Source organism: Reyranella sp. GW821-FHT14A01 (assembly GCF_058803965.1).
Genome location: NZ_JBXAPM010000003.1, coordinates 360,070 through 376,298, shown reverse-complemented (window position 1 = coordinate 376,298; position 16,229 = coordinate 360,070). Strand labels below are relative to the sequence as shown.

Annotated in this window: 13 protein-coding genes, 2 tRNA genes and 1 pseudogene; 6 read left to right on the top strand and 10 right to left on the bottom strand. The window is 66.1% G+C overall.

Translation table 11 applies throughout. The features are described 5' to 3' along the window. Positions 1-123 precede the first annotated feature (123 nt). On the top strand, positions 124-1,260 hold the full coding sequence (locus tag AC1ROX_RS08475) for a hypothetical protein (protein ID WP_493124331.1): 1,137 nt from the start codon (positions 124-126) through the stop codon (positions 1,258-1,260). Between the two features lie 4 nt (positions 1,261-1,264). Here the strand turns inward: AC1ROX_RS08475 and AC1ROX_RS08470 are convergent, their stop codons facing one another. The 3 genes from AC1ROX_RS08470 to AC1ROX_RS08460 form a co-directional block, all read right to left on the bottom strand. Beyond that, positions 1,265-1,879 (bottom strand): NUDIX domain-containing protein, encoded by a 615-nt coding sequence (locus tag AC1ROX_RS08470; protein WP_493124329.1) that lies wholly within the window; start codon positions 1,877-1,879, stop codon positions 1,265-1,267. Positions 1,880-1,933: 54 nt separating this feature from the next. Beyond that, a tRNA-Asn gene (locus tag AC1ROX_RS08465) sits at positions 1,934-2,008 on the bottom strand. Between the two features lie 97 nt (positions 2,009-2,105). Beyond that, a tRNA-Cys gene (locus AC1ROX_RS08460) sits at positions 2,106-2,179 on the bottom strand. Between the two features lie 123 nt (positions 2,180-2,302). Here AC1ROX_RS08460 and AC1ROX_RS08455 point away from each other — a divergent pair. From AC1ROX_RS08455 to AC1ROX_RS08435, 5 genes are all read left to right on the top strand, one after another. After that, positions 2,303-2,962, top strand: a complete 660-nt coding sequence (locus AC1ROX_RS08455) for a protein-L-isoaspartate O-methyltransferase family protein (protein WP_493124327.1) — start codon at positions 2,303-2,305, stop codon at positions 2,960-2,962. Positions 2,963-3,142: 180 nt separating this feature from the next. Further along, a complete protein-coding gene (locus tag AC1ROX_RS08450) occupies positions 3,143-4,510 on the top strand; it encodes a TolC family outer membrane protein (RefSeq protein WP_493124325.1) in 1,368 nt (455 codons plus the stop codon). Next, a complete protein-coding gene (locus AC1ROX_RS08445) occupies positions 4,507-5,109 on the top strand; it encodes a DUF2497 domain-containing protein (RefSeq protein ID WP_493124323.1) in 603 nt (200 codons plus the stop codon). The genes AC1ROX_RS08450 and AC1ROX_RS08445 overlap by 4 nt, the downstream gene beginning before the upstream one ends. A gap of 69 nt (positions 5,110-5,178) precedes the next feature. Next, positions 5,179-7,860 (top strand): valine--tRNA ligase, encoded by a 2,682-nt coding sequence (locus AC1ROX_RS08440; RefSeq protein WP_493124321.1) that lies wholly within the window; start codon positions 5,179-5,181, stop codon positions 7,858-7,860. A 55-nt stretch (positions 7,861-7,915) separates the two neighbouring features. Continuing rightward, complete coding sequence (locus AC1ROX_RS08435) at positions 7,916-8,419, top strand: hypothetical protein (RefSeq protein ID WP_493124319.1); 504 nt, start codon at positions 7,916-7,918, stop codon at positions 8,417-8,419. An 11-nt stretch (positions 8,420-8,430) separates the two neighbouring features. Here the strand turns inward: AC1ROX_RS08435 and AC1ROX_RS08430 are convergent. From AC1ROX_RS08430 to AC1ROX_RS08400, 7 genes and pseudogenes are all read right to left on the bottom strand, one after another. After that, positions 8,431-9,859: pseudogene (locus AC1ROX_RS08430) on the bottom strand (coniferyl aldehyde dehydrogenase). Positions 9,860-9,864: 5 nt separating this feature from the next. Beyond that, positions 9,865-10,698 carry a phytanoyl-CoA dioxygenase family protein gene (locus AC1ROX_RS08425; protein WP_493124317.1) on the bottom strand — a complete coding sequence of 278 codons (834 nt, stop codon included), beginning with the start codon at positions 10,696-10,698 and terminating at the stop codon, positions 9,865-9,867. Between the two features lie 12 nt (positions 10,699-10,710). Next, positions 10,711-12,258, bottom strand: coding sequence for an acetyl-CoA acetyltransferase (locus AC1ROX_RS08420; protein ID WP_493124315.1), 1,548 nt, complete (start codon positions 12,256-12,258; stop codon positions 10,711-10,713). Beyond that, positions 12,255-13,415, bottom strand: coding sequence for a CaiB/BaiF CoA transferase family protein (locus AC1ROX_RS08415; RefSeq protein ID WP_493124313.1), 1,161 nt, complete (start codon positions 13,413-13,415; stop codon positions 12,255-12,257). The genes AC1ROX_RS08420 and AC1ROX_RS08415 overlap by 4 nt, the downstream gene beginning before the upstream one ends. A gap of 4 nt (positions 13,416-13,419) precedes the next feature. After that, positions 13,420-14,322, bottom strand: coding sequence for a DMT family transporter (locus tag AC1ROX_RS08410; protein WP_493124311.1), 903 nt, complete (start codon positions 14,320-14,322; stop codon positions 13,420-13,422). Between the two features lie 199 nt (positions 14,323-14,521). Further along, a complete protein-coding gene (locus tag AC1ROX_RS08405; protein WP_493124309.1) occupies positions 14,522-15,571 on the bottom strand; it encodes a quinone-dependent dihydroorotate dehydrogenase in 1,050 nt (349 codons plus the stop codon). A 50-nt stretch (positions 15,572-15,621) separates the two neighbouring features. Next, entirely contained in the window at positions 15,622-16,197 is a 576-nt protein-coding gene (locus AC1ROX_RS08400) for a hypothetical protein (RefSeq protein WP_493124307.1), read from the bottom strand. Positions 16,198-16,229: the final 32 nt, after the last annotated feature.

Sequence of the window (16,229 nt, the reverse complement as noted above, 5' to 3'; positions counted from 1 at the left end):
GATACCGGGTGGCGGCTTGGCGACTGTAAAATGCCCGAAAGATGAACTTGGCAGAATTGGCCCAGAATTCGCATGAAGTTTGATGGGCTCGTGCGCCCCGCATGGCCCAGATTGGAAGTTCCCATGAATGCACGTGCTGCTGTCCATTCGAACTCGGCGAGCCTCGTTCACCCGAGCGGCGATCCCATCCGGCTGAATCACCAGGATTTCGTGGCCATTGATCGCGACCAGGACGCGAGCTACGATGCGATCTATCGTCCGCAGGCCCTCTACAATCGCGTGAACAACGGCTTCCACGCGAACAACGAGGCCTTCCTGGTGCAGGAAGTGGCGACCAACCTGCCGATCTACCGGCCCGATACCGGCCCGACCGACTTTCATCTTCACCTTCCGCCCGGAGGGTTCCAACTCGTGCTGGTAACGTCCGGCCTGTTCACCTTCGATTATGACGGGTTGATGCATTTCGTCGGGCCCGGTGCGCTGATCCTGCAAAGCGCGATCGTCCATCGCCAGAGCTCCTACAGCTGGTCGGGAATGCCGACCGAAGCGAACCTGAAAACATCGCAGACGGTGGTGCCGGATCCGCTTTCCCTGGGTTATTCCGGCAAGTTCATCGAAGCCTTCATCACCGATCCAACGACCTTTCCCAACCCGACGGTCGTGCATTCGGAGGACATCAACGAAGCCGAAACGCCGCAATTGGCCTGGAGCCATCCGTTCCACGACCGGCCGCGCGATGCCGGATTCTGGATCCAGGATCCGCTGGCGCTGGATGCGCTCTACCGGCCGTTGGCGGCCGGGACCGTCAAGTCGGCGATGCCTGTCTACGTGCGCGACCTGGGGATCGAGGGTCCGAGCGGCCATCTCGTGACGGGCCACATCATCGCCACCGATCCGCGCGACCATTCCCTCCTGCCGAAGAGCACGTCGGCGGGCGAGGCGGCAGATCTCGATAAGGGAGAAGTCGTCGTCTATCGCGTCATTCGCGGCACGGCCGAATTCAAGGACGGGACGGGCAAGACTTTCGAACTCGCGACCGGCGATTCGGTCACGGCCGGCAAGGGGGCGACGACGCTCGTGGGTGTCGGCGAGAATACCCAGCTCCTCAGGCTCGGCCTGTTGAAGGGCATGGACAATCTCTGCCGCTGGACGCCAACGCAGCGTGACGAGATCGACGGCCTGGCCGGCCAGATCATCACACGCACGGACACGCGTCCCCAGCGCACCCAGGGCAAGCCGGTCGGATATCTCTACGAATAGACAGTCAGCGCCAGCGCTCGCGCAGATCGTCGCGATGGAGCGCCAGCCACTGCAGCGCGATCACGGCAGCTGAATTGTCGATCTCGTCCCTGGCCAGGAGCGCGCGCGCCTCGGCGAACGGCATGACCTGCACGAGGATATCCTCGTGTTCCGCGGCGAGGCCGTGGATGCCGCCGACACCGGTTGCGTCGATGCGACCCAGGAAGATGTTGCAGGTTTCCGAGCAGGCGCCGGGGCTCAGGACGAGACTGTACAGGGGAACGAGGTCCAGGATCTTCACCGAGGCTTCCTCGATCGCCTCGCGCCGCGCGACCTCCTCGGGCGTTTCGCCTTCCTCGATCATCCCCGCGACGATTTCCCAGCACCAGGGATGGCGGCCGGCGGCAAAGGTGCCGGCCCGGAACTGGCGGATCAGCACGACCTCGTCGCGGACCGGATCGTAGGGCAGCACCGCCGCAGCCTGGCCGCGCTCGAAAACTTCGCGACTGAATTCACCGCTCTGGCCGCCCTGGTAGAGGCTGTGACGGAACAGGTAGCGAGCGACTCGGAAGTAGCCCTGGAAAGCGACGCTGCGGTCGACCAGTTCGGCCTTTTCACCGGGCAGGGGGATCGAGGGCATGATTCGCACTCCACAAGCGAAAAAGGGCCGCTCCCTTGCAGGAACGGCCCCAATTGGCTCCGGAGGTAGGAATCGAACCTACGGCCAGGCGATTAACAGTCGCCTGCTCTACCGCTGAGCTACTCCGGAATAAACTCGGTTGCGACGGCGGTAACGTCGGCCTCGAAGGCGCGGTCTTTTGACAGAGCCGGTCTTGCGACGCAAGGCCCGTCGTTTGTGCAAATTGTGGAGGCCCGGGCCGGAGTCGAACCGGCCTGGAAGGATTTGCAGTCCTCTGCATAGCCGCTTTGCTACCGGGCCACACAATGTGCGGGCGGTGCTATACCCACTGCATATCAAACCGGTCAAGGCGCGACGCACAGACCTTTGACGCTATCCGCCGCCGCCGCCTATAAAACAGCCGCTACATCTAGGGGGCAGCCTATGACGGATTTCGCGCTCGCGCGACGCAACATGGTGGAAGGCCAGCTCCGGCCCAACCGGGTCAACGATGCTGCCCTGTTGGCGGCGCTCGGCGAGTTGCCACGGGAGCGTTTCCTGCCCGAGGGCCTGCGCTCGGTCGCCTACGCCGACGACGATGTGCCGCTGGGCAACGGCCGCTTCATGATGGAACCGATGGTGCTGGCCCGCCTGATCCAGGTCCTGCAGCCGCAGGCCGAGGAAAAGGCGATGGTCGTGGCCGCCGGCCGGGGCTACGGCGCGGCGATCCTGGCGCGCCTGGCCAAGTCGGTGGTTGCCGTCGAAGCCGATGCCGGCCTGTCCGAGGCTACTCAGCAGGCGTTTCGCGATCTCGGCGTAACGGGGGTGCAACAGGTGGCGGGCCAGGCGGAGCAGGGCGCCGCGGCTTCGGGTCCCTATGACGTCATTCTGATCGAAGGCGCGGTGCACGAAGTGCCCAAGGCCATCGCCGACCAGCTTGCCGAAGGCGGTCGTCTGGCCACCGTCATCGCCGATCCAAGCGGCGCCTTGGGCGTCGCGCATCTCTTCGTCAAGCAGGGGGGGATCGTGTCGGGAAGGCCACTTTTCGACGCCGGTACACCGCCGCTGCCGGGATTCGCCCGCCCTGCGCGCTTTACCTTCTGACGCGTGCAGGTGTTTCCCATGCTGAGGGCTACCAATAGTGTTCCGCCTGATGCTAGGGTGCCGTCCAAAGATGAGGGTAGAACGATGCGTATCCGGCCCAGTTTGAGGCATGCCCGCACCGCGGCCGCGTGCATCCTGGCCGTCGGGCTCGGGGGAGCTTCCAGCGCGTGGTCACAGAGCATGATCGAGGCTCTGTCGACGACGTACAACAGCAACCCCGACCTGCTGGCGAGCCGGGCGATCCTGCGCCAGACCGACGAGACACTGTCCCAGGCGGTCGCAAACTGGCGCCCAAGGGTCACGCTCAACCTCGAGTACAACAAGGTCGAGCAGGATTCCTACTCGGTGCGCACGGCGCCGACCTTCTATTCGCTGAACGGCAGGTTCACGACCTTGCAGGTGGTCCAGCCGGTCTTCCGTGGCGGCAAGACGATCGCCGAAACCAAGCAGGCGCAGTCGAACATCCAGGCGCAGCGCGCCCAGCTCGCGGAAACCGAGCAGAACGTGCTGCTGTCGGCGGTGACGTCCTACGCGGATCTGGTGCAGAACATCGGCATCGCCGACGCCCGCCGCAACAACGTGCGTGTGCTGGTGCAGCAGCTCGATGCCACCCGCGAGCGCTTCCGGGTCGGCGAGCTGACCATCACCGACGTGTCGCAGTCGGAGGCGCGCCTCGAACTGGCCAGGGCGGACCTCGTCCAGGCCGAGACCAACGTCCGCATCTCCGAGGCTGGCTTCCAGCGCACCATCGGCAAGAAGCCGGGCCGGCTGGGCGAGATCCCGCTGATCGGCGGCCTGCCGTCGTCTGAAGAAGAGGCGATCGGATTGGCGATGGATGGCGGTCCGCGCGCCGTCACCGCCGCGCACCGCATCACGGCGGCGAACTACGGCGTCAACTCCGCCGTCGGTGACCTGCTGCCCCAGGTCAACCTCGTGGGCGCGCTGCAACAGCAGTTCGACCTGCAGGTCCCGAACGACAAATATTACAACTACGCGGTCCGCCTTCAGGCCACGATCCCGATCTTCCAGAACGGCAGCGAATGGTCGCGAATCCGTTCGGCGCGCGAGCTGGTCGGCCAGCGGCGCAACGAACTCGACAGCGCCCGTCGCGCCGTGGCGGAGAACGTCATTCGCGCCTGGCGACAGCTCGACTCCTCGCGCTCGCGCGTGACGTCGTTCGAATCGCAGGTCCGCGCCAACGAAGTCGCGTTGAACGGCGTCCGGCAGGAAGCGCTGGTCGGTTCGCGCACCACCCTCGACGTCTTGAACGCCGAGCAGGAACTGCTCAATTCCCAGGTCAACCTCATCCAGGCGCGCCACGACGTTCAGGTCTCCTATTACGGCGTTCTGGCCGGCATCGGCCGACTGACCGCCCGCACCCTGGCGCTGCCCGTCGAGTATTACGACGAGGAGCGCTACTACAGGGATGTCGGCTCCCGCTGGATCGGCTGGGGCAGCAGCGGCGAATCCGGCACGGGCATCATCCCGCCGTCGACCTCTCCGGCCGGCGTCGCCGGGAGCGCCCCTATGGGAAGCAGCGGTAAATGAGCGACGGCAAGGGCGGGCCGAACAAAGACCCCTCGATGGACGATATTCTCGCGTCTATCCGCAAGATCATCTCGGACGACGAGGCCCGGGCGCAGGTCGGAAGCCTGCGGAATGCAAATTCGGGAGAGCGTCCGCCCGTGATACCGCCAGCACCACCATCGTCGCCCGCCGCTTCGCCGCGTGACGATGTCCTCCTGCTTACCGAGATCGTTGAAGAGCCAAAGTCCATGTCGAACGAACAGCCGACGCCGCTTCGGGCGGTCGAGCCCGTGAACCCGGCGGAGATGCCGCAACCCTCGACCGATGCTCCGGTCGCACCTCTGCCGGCTCCGGTAAGTGCCATGAAGGCCGATGCGCTGGTGGGTGCCGGCGTGGCCGGTGCCGCGAGTTCGGCCTTTGCGCGCCTGAACCAGGCCGTGCAGGACAGCGTGCCGGCACCGGCGGCAAACAATCCCGGCCCGTCGGTCGGCGGCCAGACCATCGAGGATCTGGTGAAGGAGATGCTGCGGCCGATGCTGAAGGACTGGCTCGACACCAACCTGCCGCCGATGGTCGAACGCTATGTCGAACGCGAGATTTCCCGGCTGACCCGCCGCTGACCCCCAGGCACACCTCACAATCATCGCCACGGTGTCGCAACCGTGGCGTTTTTCGTTTAAGGCCAAGAAATGCTCGACAAGACCTACGACCCCAAGGAAATCGAGGCCCGGCGCTACCCTGAATGGGAGAGCGCGGGGGCTTTCCGCGCCCATCCGGAGTCGCCGAAGCAGCCTTACTGCATCGTCATCCCGCCGCCCAACGTCACGGGCAGCCTCCATATGGGCCACGCGCTCGACAACACGCTGCAGGACGTGCTGATCCGCTGGCGCCGCATGAAGGGCGACGACGTGCTGTGGCAGCCGGGCACCGACCATGCCGGCATCGCGACGCAGATGGTGGTGGTCCGCAACCTCGAGCAGGAGGGGATCGGCCTTGCGGTCGAGGGAGCGGCCAGGAACGACGCCAACAAGAAGCTGCTGAGCCGCGAGGAGTTCCTCGCCAAGGTCTGGGAGTGGAAGGCCTATTCCGGCGGCACGATCACCAGCCAGCTGCGTCGGCTCGGTGCCTCGCTCGACTGGAGCCGCGAGCGCTTCACCATGGACGAGGGCCTCTCCAAGGCCGTGCTCAAGGTGTTCGTCGAACTCTACAAGCAGGGCCTGATCTACAAGGACCTGCGGCTGGTCAACTGGGATCCCAAGATGCTGACCGCGATCTCCGACCTCGAGGTCGAGTCGCGCGAGGTGAAGGGCCATCTCTGGTACTTCAAGTATCCGATCGACGGCAGCCCGGACGAGTTCATCGTGGTGGCGACGACGCGACCCGAGACCATGCTGGGCGATACCGGCATCGCCGTGCATCCCGACGATCCCAAGTGGAAGCACCTGATCGGCAAGCACGCCGTGCTGCCGCTGATCGGCCGCAGGATCGCGATCGTGGGCGACGAATATTCCGACCCGGAGAAGGGCTCGGGTGCGGTGAAGATCACGCCGGCGCACGACTTCAACGATTTCGAGGTCGGCCGCCGGCACAATCTCGAAGCCATCAACATCTTCGACAAGTTCGCGCGGGTGAACGACAAGGCGCCGGAGAAGTATCGCGGCCTCGACCGGTTCGATGCCCGCAAGAAGATCGTGGCCGAGATGGAAGAGCTGGGCCTGGTCGAGAAGATCGAGCCGCACACCCATGCGGTGCCCTACGGCGACCGTGGCGGCGTGCCGGTCGAGCCCTATCTCACCGAGCAATGGTACGCCGACGCCAAGAAGCTCGCCGAGGCGCCTCTGGCGGCAGCGCGCGACGGCAGGGTGAAGTTCGTGCCCGAGAGGGGCCGCGAGGATTTCTTCCGCTGGATGGAGAACATTGAGCCCTGGTGCGTGTCGCGCCAGCTCTGGTGGGGCCATCAGATTCCCGCCTGGTACGGACCCGACAAGAAGGTGTTCGTGGCGCTGTCCGAGGACGAGGCCAGGGAAGAGGCGCGGGCGCATTACGGCAAGGATGTCGCCCTGGAGCGCGATCCCGACGTGCTCGACACCTGGTTCAGCTCGGCCCTGTGGCCGTTCTCGACCCTGGGCTGGCCCGACCAGACGGCTGAGCTGGCCAAGTACTATCCGACCAGCACTCTGGTCACCGGCTGGGACATCCTGTTCTTCTGGGTCGCCCGCATGATGATGATGGGCATGCACTTCATGAAGGAAGTGCCGTTCCGCACCGTCTACCTGCACGGCCTCGTCACCGACGAGAAGGGGCAGAAGATGTCGAAGTCCAAGGGGAACGTGATCGATCCCCTGGAACTGATCGACAAGTACGGCGCCGACGCACTGCGCTTCACCATGACGTCGCTGGCCGCCTCGCAGGCGGGACGCCTGCGCCTTTCGCCGGCCCGTGTCGAGGGCGCGCGCAACTTCGCGACCAAGCTGTGGAACGCGACGCGCTTTGCCGAGATGAACGGTGCAGCGCTGCCGAAGGGCTTCGATCCGGCGTCGGCCAGGCTCACGGTCAACAAGTGGATGCTGGGCGAACTGGCGCGCGCCAACCAGGCGATCGACAAGGCGCTGACCGACTACCGCCTGAACGAGGCCGCCAGCACGCTCTACGAATTCGTCTGGGGCGTGGTCTGCGACTGGTATGTCGAGCTGACCAAGCCGATCGTGCAGGGCGCAGACGGTCCGGAGAAGGATGAAACGCGCGCCGTCACGGCCTTCGTGCTGCGCGAGACGGTGAAGCTGATGCATCCGGTGATGCCGTTCATCACCGAGGAACTGTGGGACAAGCTCGGCCACCGCGCCGAGCACGGCCCGCTGATCGCCCAGCCCTGGCCCGCGCCGACCGCCGTCGATGCCGCGGCCGATGCCGAAATGGGCTGGCTGGTGAAGCTGATCCAGGACATCCGCTCGGCGCGCGCCGAGCTGAACGTGCCGGCCAGCGCCAAGCTCAGGCTGCTGGTGATCGGCGGCAACGACACGACCACGGCGCGGCTCGAGACCCACCGCCCGGCCATCGAGCGGCTGGCCCGCATCGAGGGTGTGGAGGCCGCGGCGTCGGCGCCCAAGGCGTCGCTGCAGATCGTCGTGGGTGAGGCGACTTACGCCCTGCCGGTCGGCGACGTGATCGACCTCAAGGCCGAGAGCGCGCGCCTGCAGAAGGAAATCAAGAAGCTCGCCGACGAGGTCGGCAAGATCGACGCCAAGCTCGCCAACGCCGCTTTCGTTGCCCGCGCGCCGGAAGAGGTGGTCGAAGAACAGCGCGAGCGTCGCAGTCAGGCCGAGCAGACCGGTGCGCGCCTGAGCGCGGCGCTGGAGCGGCTGGGCGCTTAGTGGTGATTTCCGGCACGCCGTCGTACGATTATGGGTATCCAGGTGGAGGCGACGCATGACCTACACGCTCGAGCAGCTGAGCGCGGACATCGGCAAGGCCCTCAAGGCCGATTCCGGGATCGCGGGTAAGCAGGAAGTCTGCAAGCTGGTATCGAAGGTGCTGCTCGACGACGAATTCGTCGCCAGGCATCTGACCGCCGAGCAGTGCAAGCCGCGGAAGGTCCTGTACGAGGATCCGGAGCTGGGTTTCTGCATCTGCGGGCATGTGTACGAGACTGCCGCGCACGGCGGGCCGCATGATCACGGAACCAGCTGGGCGATCTACGGCCTGGCGACCGGCGACACGGAGATGACGGACTGGCGGATCGTCAGGAAGGGTGAAGGCGGGGAGCCCACTCTTGTCGAGCCCTCCAATACCTACACATTGAAGCCGGGCGACAGTCACTTCTACGACGTGGGCGTCGTCCACTCGCCGAAGCGGGACGGCTTGACCAAGCTGGTACGCATCGAGGGCGCCAATCTCGATCGCATCCAACGCTCGAATATCAAGGCCGCCTGAGGGCTCGGCGGCTAACGCCTGATCTGCATCGAGAGGTACTTCGCCAGCCCGGCGCCATAAGGCGGCCGAAGCATGCGCAGCGGCGCCAAGTCCCATTTGATCTGGTGGTAGATCGACTTGCGATGGCTGAACTCGCGGAAGCCGTCTTGGCCGTGATAGGCGCCCATGCCGGCCGGGCCGATGCCGCCGAAAGGCAGCTCCTCCTGCGCGACATGCATCACGACGTCGTTGACCGTGACGCCACCCGAAGTCGTGCCATTCAGCACCCGGTCGCGTTCCGCAGCGTCGCTGCCGAAATAGTAGAGGCCGAGCGGGCGGTCGTGGGCGTTGATGTAGGCGATGGCCTCGGCCACGTCGCCATAGGACTTCACTGGCAGCAGCGGCCCGAAGATCTCTTCCTGCATGACCTTCATGTCGTCGGTCGGATTGAGGATCAGGGTCGGCGCGATGCGGCGGTGCGGCTGCTGGCGCAGATCCTCGGCGCCCGGATTGATCTCGACGATCTCGGCGCCCTTGCTTCGGGCGTCGTCGAGATAGTCCATGAGCCGCGCATAGTGCCGGTCCGAGACGATCGCGGTGTAGTCGGGGCTCTCACGGATCGTCGGGAACATCTTCGCGACGGATGCCTTGGCCTCGTTCACGAAGTCCGAGAGGCGGTCGACGGGCGCCAGCACGTAATCCGGTGCGAGACAGATTTGGCCGGCGTTGAGCGTCTTGCCGTTCATGATCCGCGCCGCAGCAACAGCCATGTCGGCAGACCGGCCGACGACGACAGGACTCTTGCCGCCCAGTTCGAGCGTCACCGGCACGAGGTTCTCGGCCGCGGCACGCATCACGTGGCGGCCGATCGAAGTCGCGCCGGTGAAGACCAGATGGTCGAAGGGCAGGGCAGAGAAGGCCTGGCCGATCTCGGGGCCACCCGTCACCACGGCGATCTCGCTCTCGTCGAAGGCGCTGGCGAACATAGCCTTGAGAAGCTCGGACGTCGCCGGCGTCGTCTCGGACGGCTTGATCCATCGCCCGGTTACCGGCGGCGAGGACGCCCGCCAGCGGCGCAAAGGTGAGGTTGACCGGGAAGTTCCACGGGCTGATCACACCGACCACGCCCTTGGGCTGGTGGCGGATTTCCGCCTTGGCGCCGAGGAACCCCAGGATGCGCGGCGTCGTGCGCCGCCGTTCGGTCCTCATCCAGCTCCGGACATGGTCGCGCGCATGCTTCAGCGGGCCGATCGAGCTGGCGACATCGGCAAAGGCCGTCACTGTCGGAGATCGGGCGCCGAAGTCGGCCGTCAATGCCGCTTCGATGTCGCGTCGCCGGTCGACCAGGAGGCCGATGCAGCGATTGAGCCGGTCGATGCGCACCTCCACCGATGGCGCGCCATCCTTGAGCTGCGCGTCGCGCTGTTTCGCGAGGATTTCGTTCAGCCCGAAGTCGGTCATGACGGCTACGACGCCTTTCGCAGGTCCGGCACGTAGGGCTTGCTGGCGAAATGCTCCTGCCCATCACCGCGCGCAAACCGCAGGCCGGCACGGCGGATCGCATCGTCATCGACCGGATCGAGCGGCACGTAGTAGCGGTCGTCGACCTTGGTGAAGGTGTCGTTGTCGACCCGGTTGTAGCAGATCAGCAGGGTCCAGCGCCGGTTGGGCGAGCGGTTGGCGTCGGAGCGATGGATGGCGTTGCAGTGGAAGATCAGCGCGTCGCCGGCCTCCAACTCGCAATACTCGATCGGGCACTTCTCCAGGATGTGCGGCATGCGCTGGGGATCGACCTCGTTCTGGGTCGGCGACAGCGGCGTGTGATCGATGCGGCCGAGCCTGTGCGAGCCGGTGGCGATCTGCAGGCAACCGTTCTCGCGGTTGGTGCGGTCGAGCCCGATCATGACCGACAACATGTCGGGGCGCAGGCAGCCATTATAGTACCAGTAGCCGTAATCCTGGTGCCATTCCCAGGCGCCGCCGACCTCGGGCTCCTTGGCCGTGAGCTTCGACTGGTAGTGATAGACCGGCCCGCCCAGAAGCGACGCCGATGTGTCGACCATGCGCCGCACGCGGGCGGCGAGGCCGTAGACGCTGTCGCCGGCGCGGTTCCAGAGCGCGATGCGCGTTGAGCGGCCCTCACCGTCGCGACGGTCCAGGATGCTGTCGCGCACGGCGGGATCTTCCTCCATGGCGCGAGTCAGCAGCTTCACCTCGTCAGGCGCGAACAGGCCGCGCGCATAGGTGAAGCCCTTCTCGATGAACTCCGCGGTCTGTGCCGCGCTCAGAATGTTGGGCATGGTTTCCTCACCCTAGGCAGGGCGGAAGACGTTGCGCCCGCCCGATTCGGAGACCGAGACCTTACGCCCGAGCTGCTCGCGCGTCAGCATGTCGGCGACCAGGGCAGGATCGTCCGGGGTCATGGCGACGAAGCGGTCGCCGGTGCTGTCGAGGCGGCCCAGGATGTAGCCGCGCTCCGGCGCGTCCTTGCCGTAGGTGACGCAGTAGGTCTCGATCGTGCCGGTGCCCGTGGGCTTGGTCTCGACCTTGCGCCTGGGGCGCGCATCGAGTTCGGCCTGGAACTTCTTCGGGTCCTCGCGCTTCCACGCACCCTTGGTCGGTTCGGTGGAATAGAGGCCGGCCGAGTGCTTGGTGAGGTAGTTTCCGTTGGCCGTCACCATGCCGAAGGAGCCGGGCTTGGCGCGCACCACGTTCATCATCTCGGCGATCGAGTGGGTGACGTAGTTGTTGCCCGGGCCACCGAAGAACGGCAGCCCGCCGGTCACGCTGATCGGGCGCGGATCGTCCGTGGGAATGCCGATCTCGGTCATTGCGACTTCCACCGCCGAAGGGAAGCAGCTGTAGAGGTCGAAGGCGTCGATGTCGGAGACCTTCTTGCCGGCCATGTCGAGGGCGATACGGGCACAGCCGCGGATCGCGGGGGACGAATCGAGCTTCTCGCGCTCCGACACGACCCAGGTGTCCGTGCCGTCGGCGCAGCCGTGCAGGAACACCCAGCGGTCCTGCGGGATGCCCCATTCGCGGGCCTTCTCGACCGAGGTAACGAGCACGGCCGCCGCCTGGTCGATGATCGCGTTGGCGTTCATCAGGCGAGGATAAGGGAAGCAGATCCAGCGATTGTCGGGCGAGATCGTCGACAGGGCCTCGGCACTGTAGCCCTCGCGGCGCGTCGCCAGCGGATTGTCCTTGGCCACGGCGGCGAGGCGCTCGAACAAGCGGCCCATCGCCTTCATGTGACTGTCGACGTCGCGCTTCAGGCCGCCGCGGATGGCGTTTTCCAGCAGCGGATAGAAATGGATGGCGGCGCGCAGGTCGTGGCGCGCTTCCTCCTCGCTGAAGCCGAAACGGGGATCGCCGATGCGTACCGGCTCGCCGCCGCCCGGATCCTCGTTCCAGTCGATCTTCATGCCGGCACGGCGGGCGTTCTGCGTGCTGCGCAGCAGCTCGGAACCGCAGATCAGCGCCAGCTCGGTCTCGCCGCTGGCGATCTGCTCGGCGAACTTGTTCACCAGGTACTGGGGCATGTTGCCGCCCGAGTGCGCGTAGAGCAGCTGCTTGGGATCGGCATGCAGCCGGTTGGCAACACTCTGCGGCGGGTTGGTCGACCGGCCGTAGGGCGAGGCGAAGCGCGGGCTGATGTCGCTGAAGAACTCCATGACGGCGATGGCATCGACCATGTGGCCGAGTGCATGCCCGCCGATCGCCGCCTTCGTGTCCTCGAGCGCGGCGTTGGCCGCTTCCGCGCAGAAGGCGACGCGCGAGCGCTCGCTCGACGGCGTGCCGACCGTGTCGGTGATCTGGCCGGCGCCGACCAGGATGGGGGTCCGCGGATCGATCATTTTACCAGGGCCTCGATTTCGGATGGGGTCAGGCCGGCCTGGGCCAGCACTTGCTTGGTGTCTTCGCCCAGCGCGGCGACCTTGGGGCCGCTTTGCAGGGGCGAGCCGGAGAAGCGGAAGGGCGGGGCCGGCGACTTGTAGGTGCCGCCGCCATCCTCGATCGTGCAGAGCGAGCCGCGATGCTCGACCTGCGGGTCCTGCAGCGCCTCGGTGACCGTGACATAGGGCGAGCAGGGCACGCCCTGCTTCTCCAGCGCGGAGACCACTTCCTTGACGCTCATCTTCTTGGACCACTCTTCGAGCTCGTCAACCAGCAGGCCCCAGTTCATGCGGCGGTCGTGATACTTCTCGAAGCGCGGGTCGGTCAGCCAGTCGCGCCGGCCGGCGGCGGTCGCCATGTCCTGGAAGGTCTTCTCGCTGGCGGTTGCCAGCATCACGTAGCCGTCGCTGGCCTCGATCGGCCCGTACATCGGGCGCGACGGCATCTCGAAGTCGAACTGGGCGCGGTTGACCTCGCCCAGCAGCATGCCGACCAGCGTCTCGAACATCGACACGTCGACCATCTGGCCCTTGCCGGTGGCGTGGCGCTGGTGGACGGCCGCGAGGATGGCGCCCATCGCGTAGGCGCCGCTGGCATAGTCGGCGACGAAGATGCCGCAATTGTCGGGCCGCTGGCGTCCCTGCTGATAGAAGAGATGAGCCATGTCGTAGCCGGTCGAGGCATGGATGACCGGCGCGTAGGCGGGACGGCCGGCGCCGGGACCGGTCTGGCCGTAGCCCGAGATGGCGCAGTAGATCAGCCGCGGATTGACCTTCTCCAGCTCGGCATAGTCGAGGCCCAGTCGCTTCATGACGCCCGGCCGGTAGTTCTCGACCAGGATGTCGACCGTGGCGACCAGCTTCTTGATCGCCGCGACCGCTTCGGGCTTCTTGAGGTCGAGCACGATCGACTTCTTGCCGGCGTTGAGCTGGCCGAACATCGTGCTGAACCCGTCACGTTGCACCGGGCGCGACCGCATCAGATCGCCTTCGGTCGATTCGACCTTGATCACGTCGGCGCCCATGTCGGCGAGCAGCCGGCTGCAATGCGGGCCGGCGATGGTGGTGGAGAAGTCGAGGATGCGCAGGCCGTCGAGCGGCCTTGTCATGTCCGTCATGGGGTCACCGGGTTGCGAGGATGAGGATGACGCCACCGACCACCAGAAGGCTGCCGATCCACTCGCCGAGGGATGGCCGCTCCTTGAGGACGAGGCGGGAGGAGATGAAGGTGAAGACCAGCTCGATCTGGCCGACGGCGCGCACGAGCGCGGCATTCTCGAGCGTCATGGCGAGCGCCCAGCCGGCCGAGCCCAGCACGCTGAAGATGCCGACCCAGATCGAGGAGCGCCAGTTGAACCAGACCTTGGAGAGCTGCGGCCGGTCGCGCCGCGACAAATAGAGCGCCATCAGGATGACCTGGATGGTGTTCATGCAGGCGAGCACGGTGATGCCGCGCACCATGAAGTCGCCTTCGAGCAGCTTCGAGGCCTCGCGGATCGTCCCGGCGGCGATGGCGAAGATCGCGCCCGAGAGGATGCCGTAGCGCGCACCCTTGTGCGTGAGATCGGCCAGCACCCCGCGCACGTCGGAGAACCTGCCGCGGACGCTCAGGATGGCGACGCCGCCCAGGCAGACGAGAATGCCGGCCCAGGCGCCGAGTCCTAAAGGCTCGCCGGCAATGAAGGTCGCGAACAGGGCGACGAACACCGTCTCGGTCTTGGAGTAGACCGTGCCGACCGCGAAGTTGCGCAGCGAGAAGGCGTGGATCATGAGCGAGGTGGCGACGATCTGCGCCACGCCCGCGATGGTCACCAGCAGCAGGAAGTACAGCGAGATCGACGGCACGTGCCGGCCGGTGACGAAGACCAGGAAGGCCAGCATGCCCAGCGCCAGCGGCGCGCCGTAGAGGTAGCGCACGAAGTTGGCGCCATCGACGCTCAGGATGCCGCGAATCTTCTGCTGCATCGTCGTGCGGATGTTCTGGCACAGCGCAGCGGCGACGGTGATCGGTATCCAGAGCGGCACGGTTCTTCTCTCCCTCAGGCGGGAGTGTATGGGCTCAATGGCTCCGCGTCTGCGGTTTAGATTTCCGCGATGCAAGCGGTGTAAAGAGAAGGATCCCTCGCTGCGCTCGGGATGACACTGTTGCTTGGATCAGCGGAGTGCGCCGCAAACAAGGAAAAGGTGTCATCCCGAGCGCAGCGAGGGATCCTTGCGCGGCGTCTCAACCGCGCAGATCGACGCCGACGGCATCGGCCACCGACTTGAAGCCATCCCGCGCCAGCAGCGCCGCCAGCTCATCCTTGATGCGCCGGATCAGCGGCGGGCCCTCGTAGACCATCGCCGAATAGAGTTGCACCAGGGTCGCACCGGCGCGGATCTTGGCGTAGGCGTCGGCGCCTGAGGCGACGCCGCCGCAGCCGACGAGAGGAAACTGGCGCTCGACGCGCTGGGCGGTCTTGCGCAGCACCTGGGTCGACAGCGCCGTGAGGGGCGCGCCTGAAAGACCGCCGGTCTCGCCCTTCCGGTCCGACCGCAGTGAGGCAGGTCGCGACAGGGTGGTGTTGCCGATGATGATGCCGTCGAGCTTCAGGTCGCGGCAAACGAAGACAATGTCGTCGAGATCGTCGTCGGTCGCGTCGGGGGCGATCTTGACGACCAGCGGCACGGGCTTGGCCGCGATCGCGTCCTGCACGCGCTTCAGCAGGCCGGCGAGTTCGGTGCGTCCCTGCAGGTTGCGGAGGCCCGGCGTGTTGGGCGAGGAGACGTTGCAGACGAGATAGTCGGCATAGGGCGCCAGCGCGACGCACCCCGTCACATAGTCGGCGGCGCGGTCGGTGCTGTCCTTGTTGGCGCCGATATTGACGCCGACGAAACCGCGGCGCGGGCGGATGGCGAGGCGGGAGCGGGCGGCCTCCAGCCCGTGGCCGGGAAAGCCCATCCGGTTGATAACGCCGCGATCCTCGGGCAGCCGGAACAGACGAGGGCGCGGATTGCCCTCCTGCGGCCGCGGCGTGACGCTGCCGATCTCCACCAGGCCGAAGCCCTGGGCCAGCATGGCGTCGGCCACCTCGGCATTCTTGTCGAAACCGGCGGCCAGGCCGATCGGGTTGGGCAGTGACCGACCCCAGATCTTCGTCGCCAGCGAGGGAGCGTCAGGGCGCCGGTCGCCCGGCATGAGGCCGGTCTTCAGCGCGCGGATGGCAAGGCCATGCGCGGCTTCCGCGTCAAGGCGGGAGAGGGCGAGATCGAGGAGGGAATACCAGACGGCCATTGTGCCGTCTGGTTAGCAGAGGTTCCCTGTGGAGCGCTTGGGCGCGGCCGCTAGATGCGGCCTGTGCCGCCGCCCTGGTTGGGGCGCAGCGATGGCGAGTCGGAGAAGATGACCATAAACAGCTCGCGGAAGAGCTGGGCGATCCGGGGGTCGTCGGGGCCGTTCGCGGGCGTCCAGGCGGTCGTCTCGGACATGGTCATGTCGTTGCGGCAGTAGATGGCGTAGACATAGAAAACGCCGGGCTTGTTGGGCTTATAGCGCGCCGGGTTGCCCTTGCAGACCGTGTCGCTGTTGAGATCGTTCGCCGGATCGAAGACCAGCATGAGACGGTAGTTGGGCCGCGGCGGTTCCGGCGGGTTCTCGTAGGTGAAGGTGAGCCGCGGCATCGGCTTGGCGGCCTGCATCATCGGCAGCAGGTCGCGCGCCACGATCGCGGGATCCGCCGTTCCGGGGAAGGGATTCCCCTGGAGAACCACCTGGAAGTTCTTGCCGTCGGTGGCGGCGAAGAATTCGCGATAGTCGTACTGCACCGCGTAGTAGGTGCCGCCGATGGTGGCCGCGTAGGCGGCGGCGGGAATGGCGACTATCGCCAGCAGCGCGGCGGCGATTTTGGACCTGAAACGCATTGGGCAAACTCCTCCGCGGATTATCCGCCTAT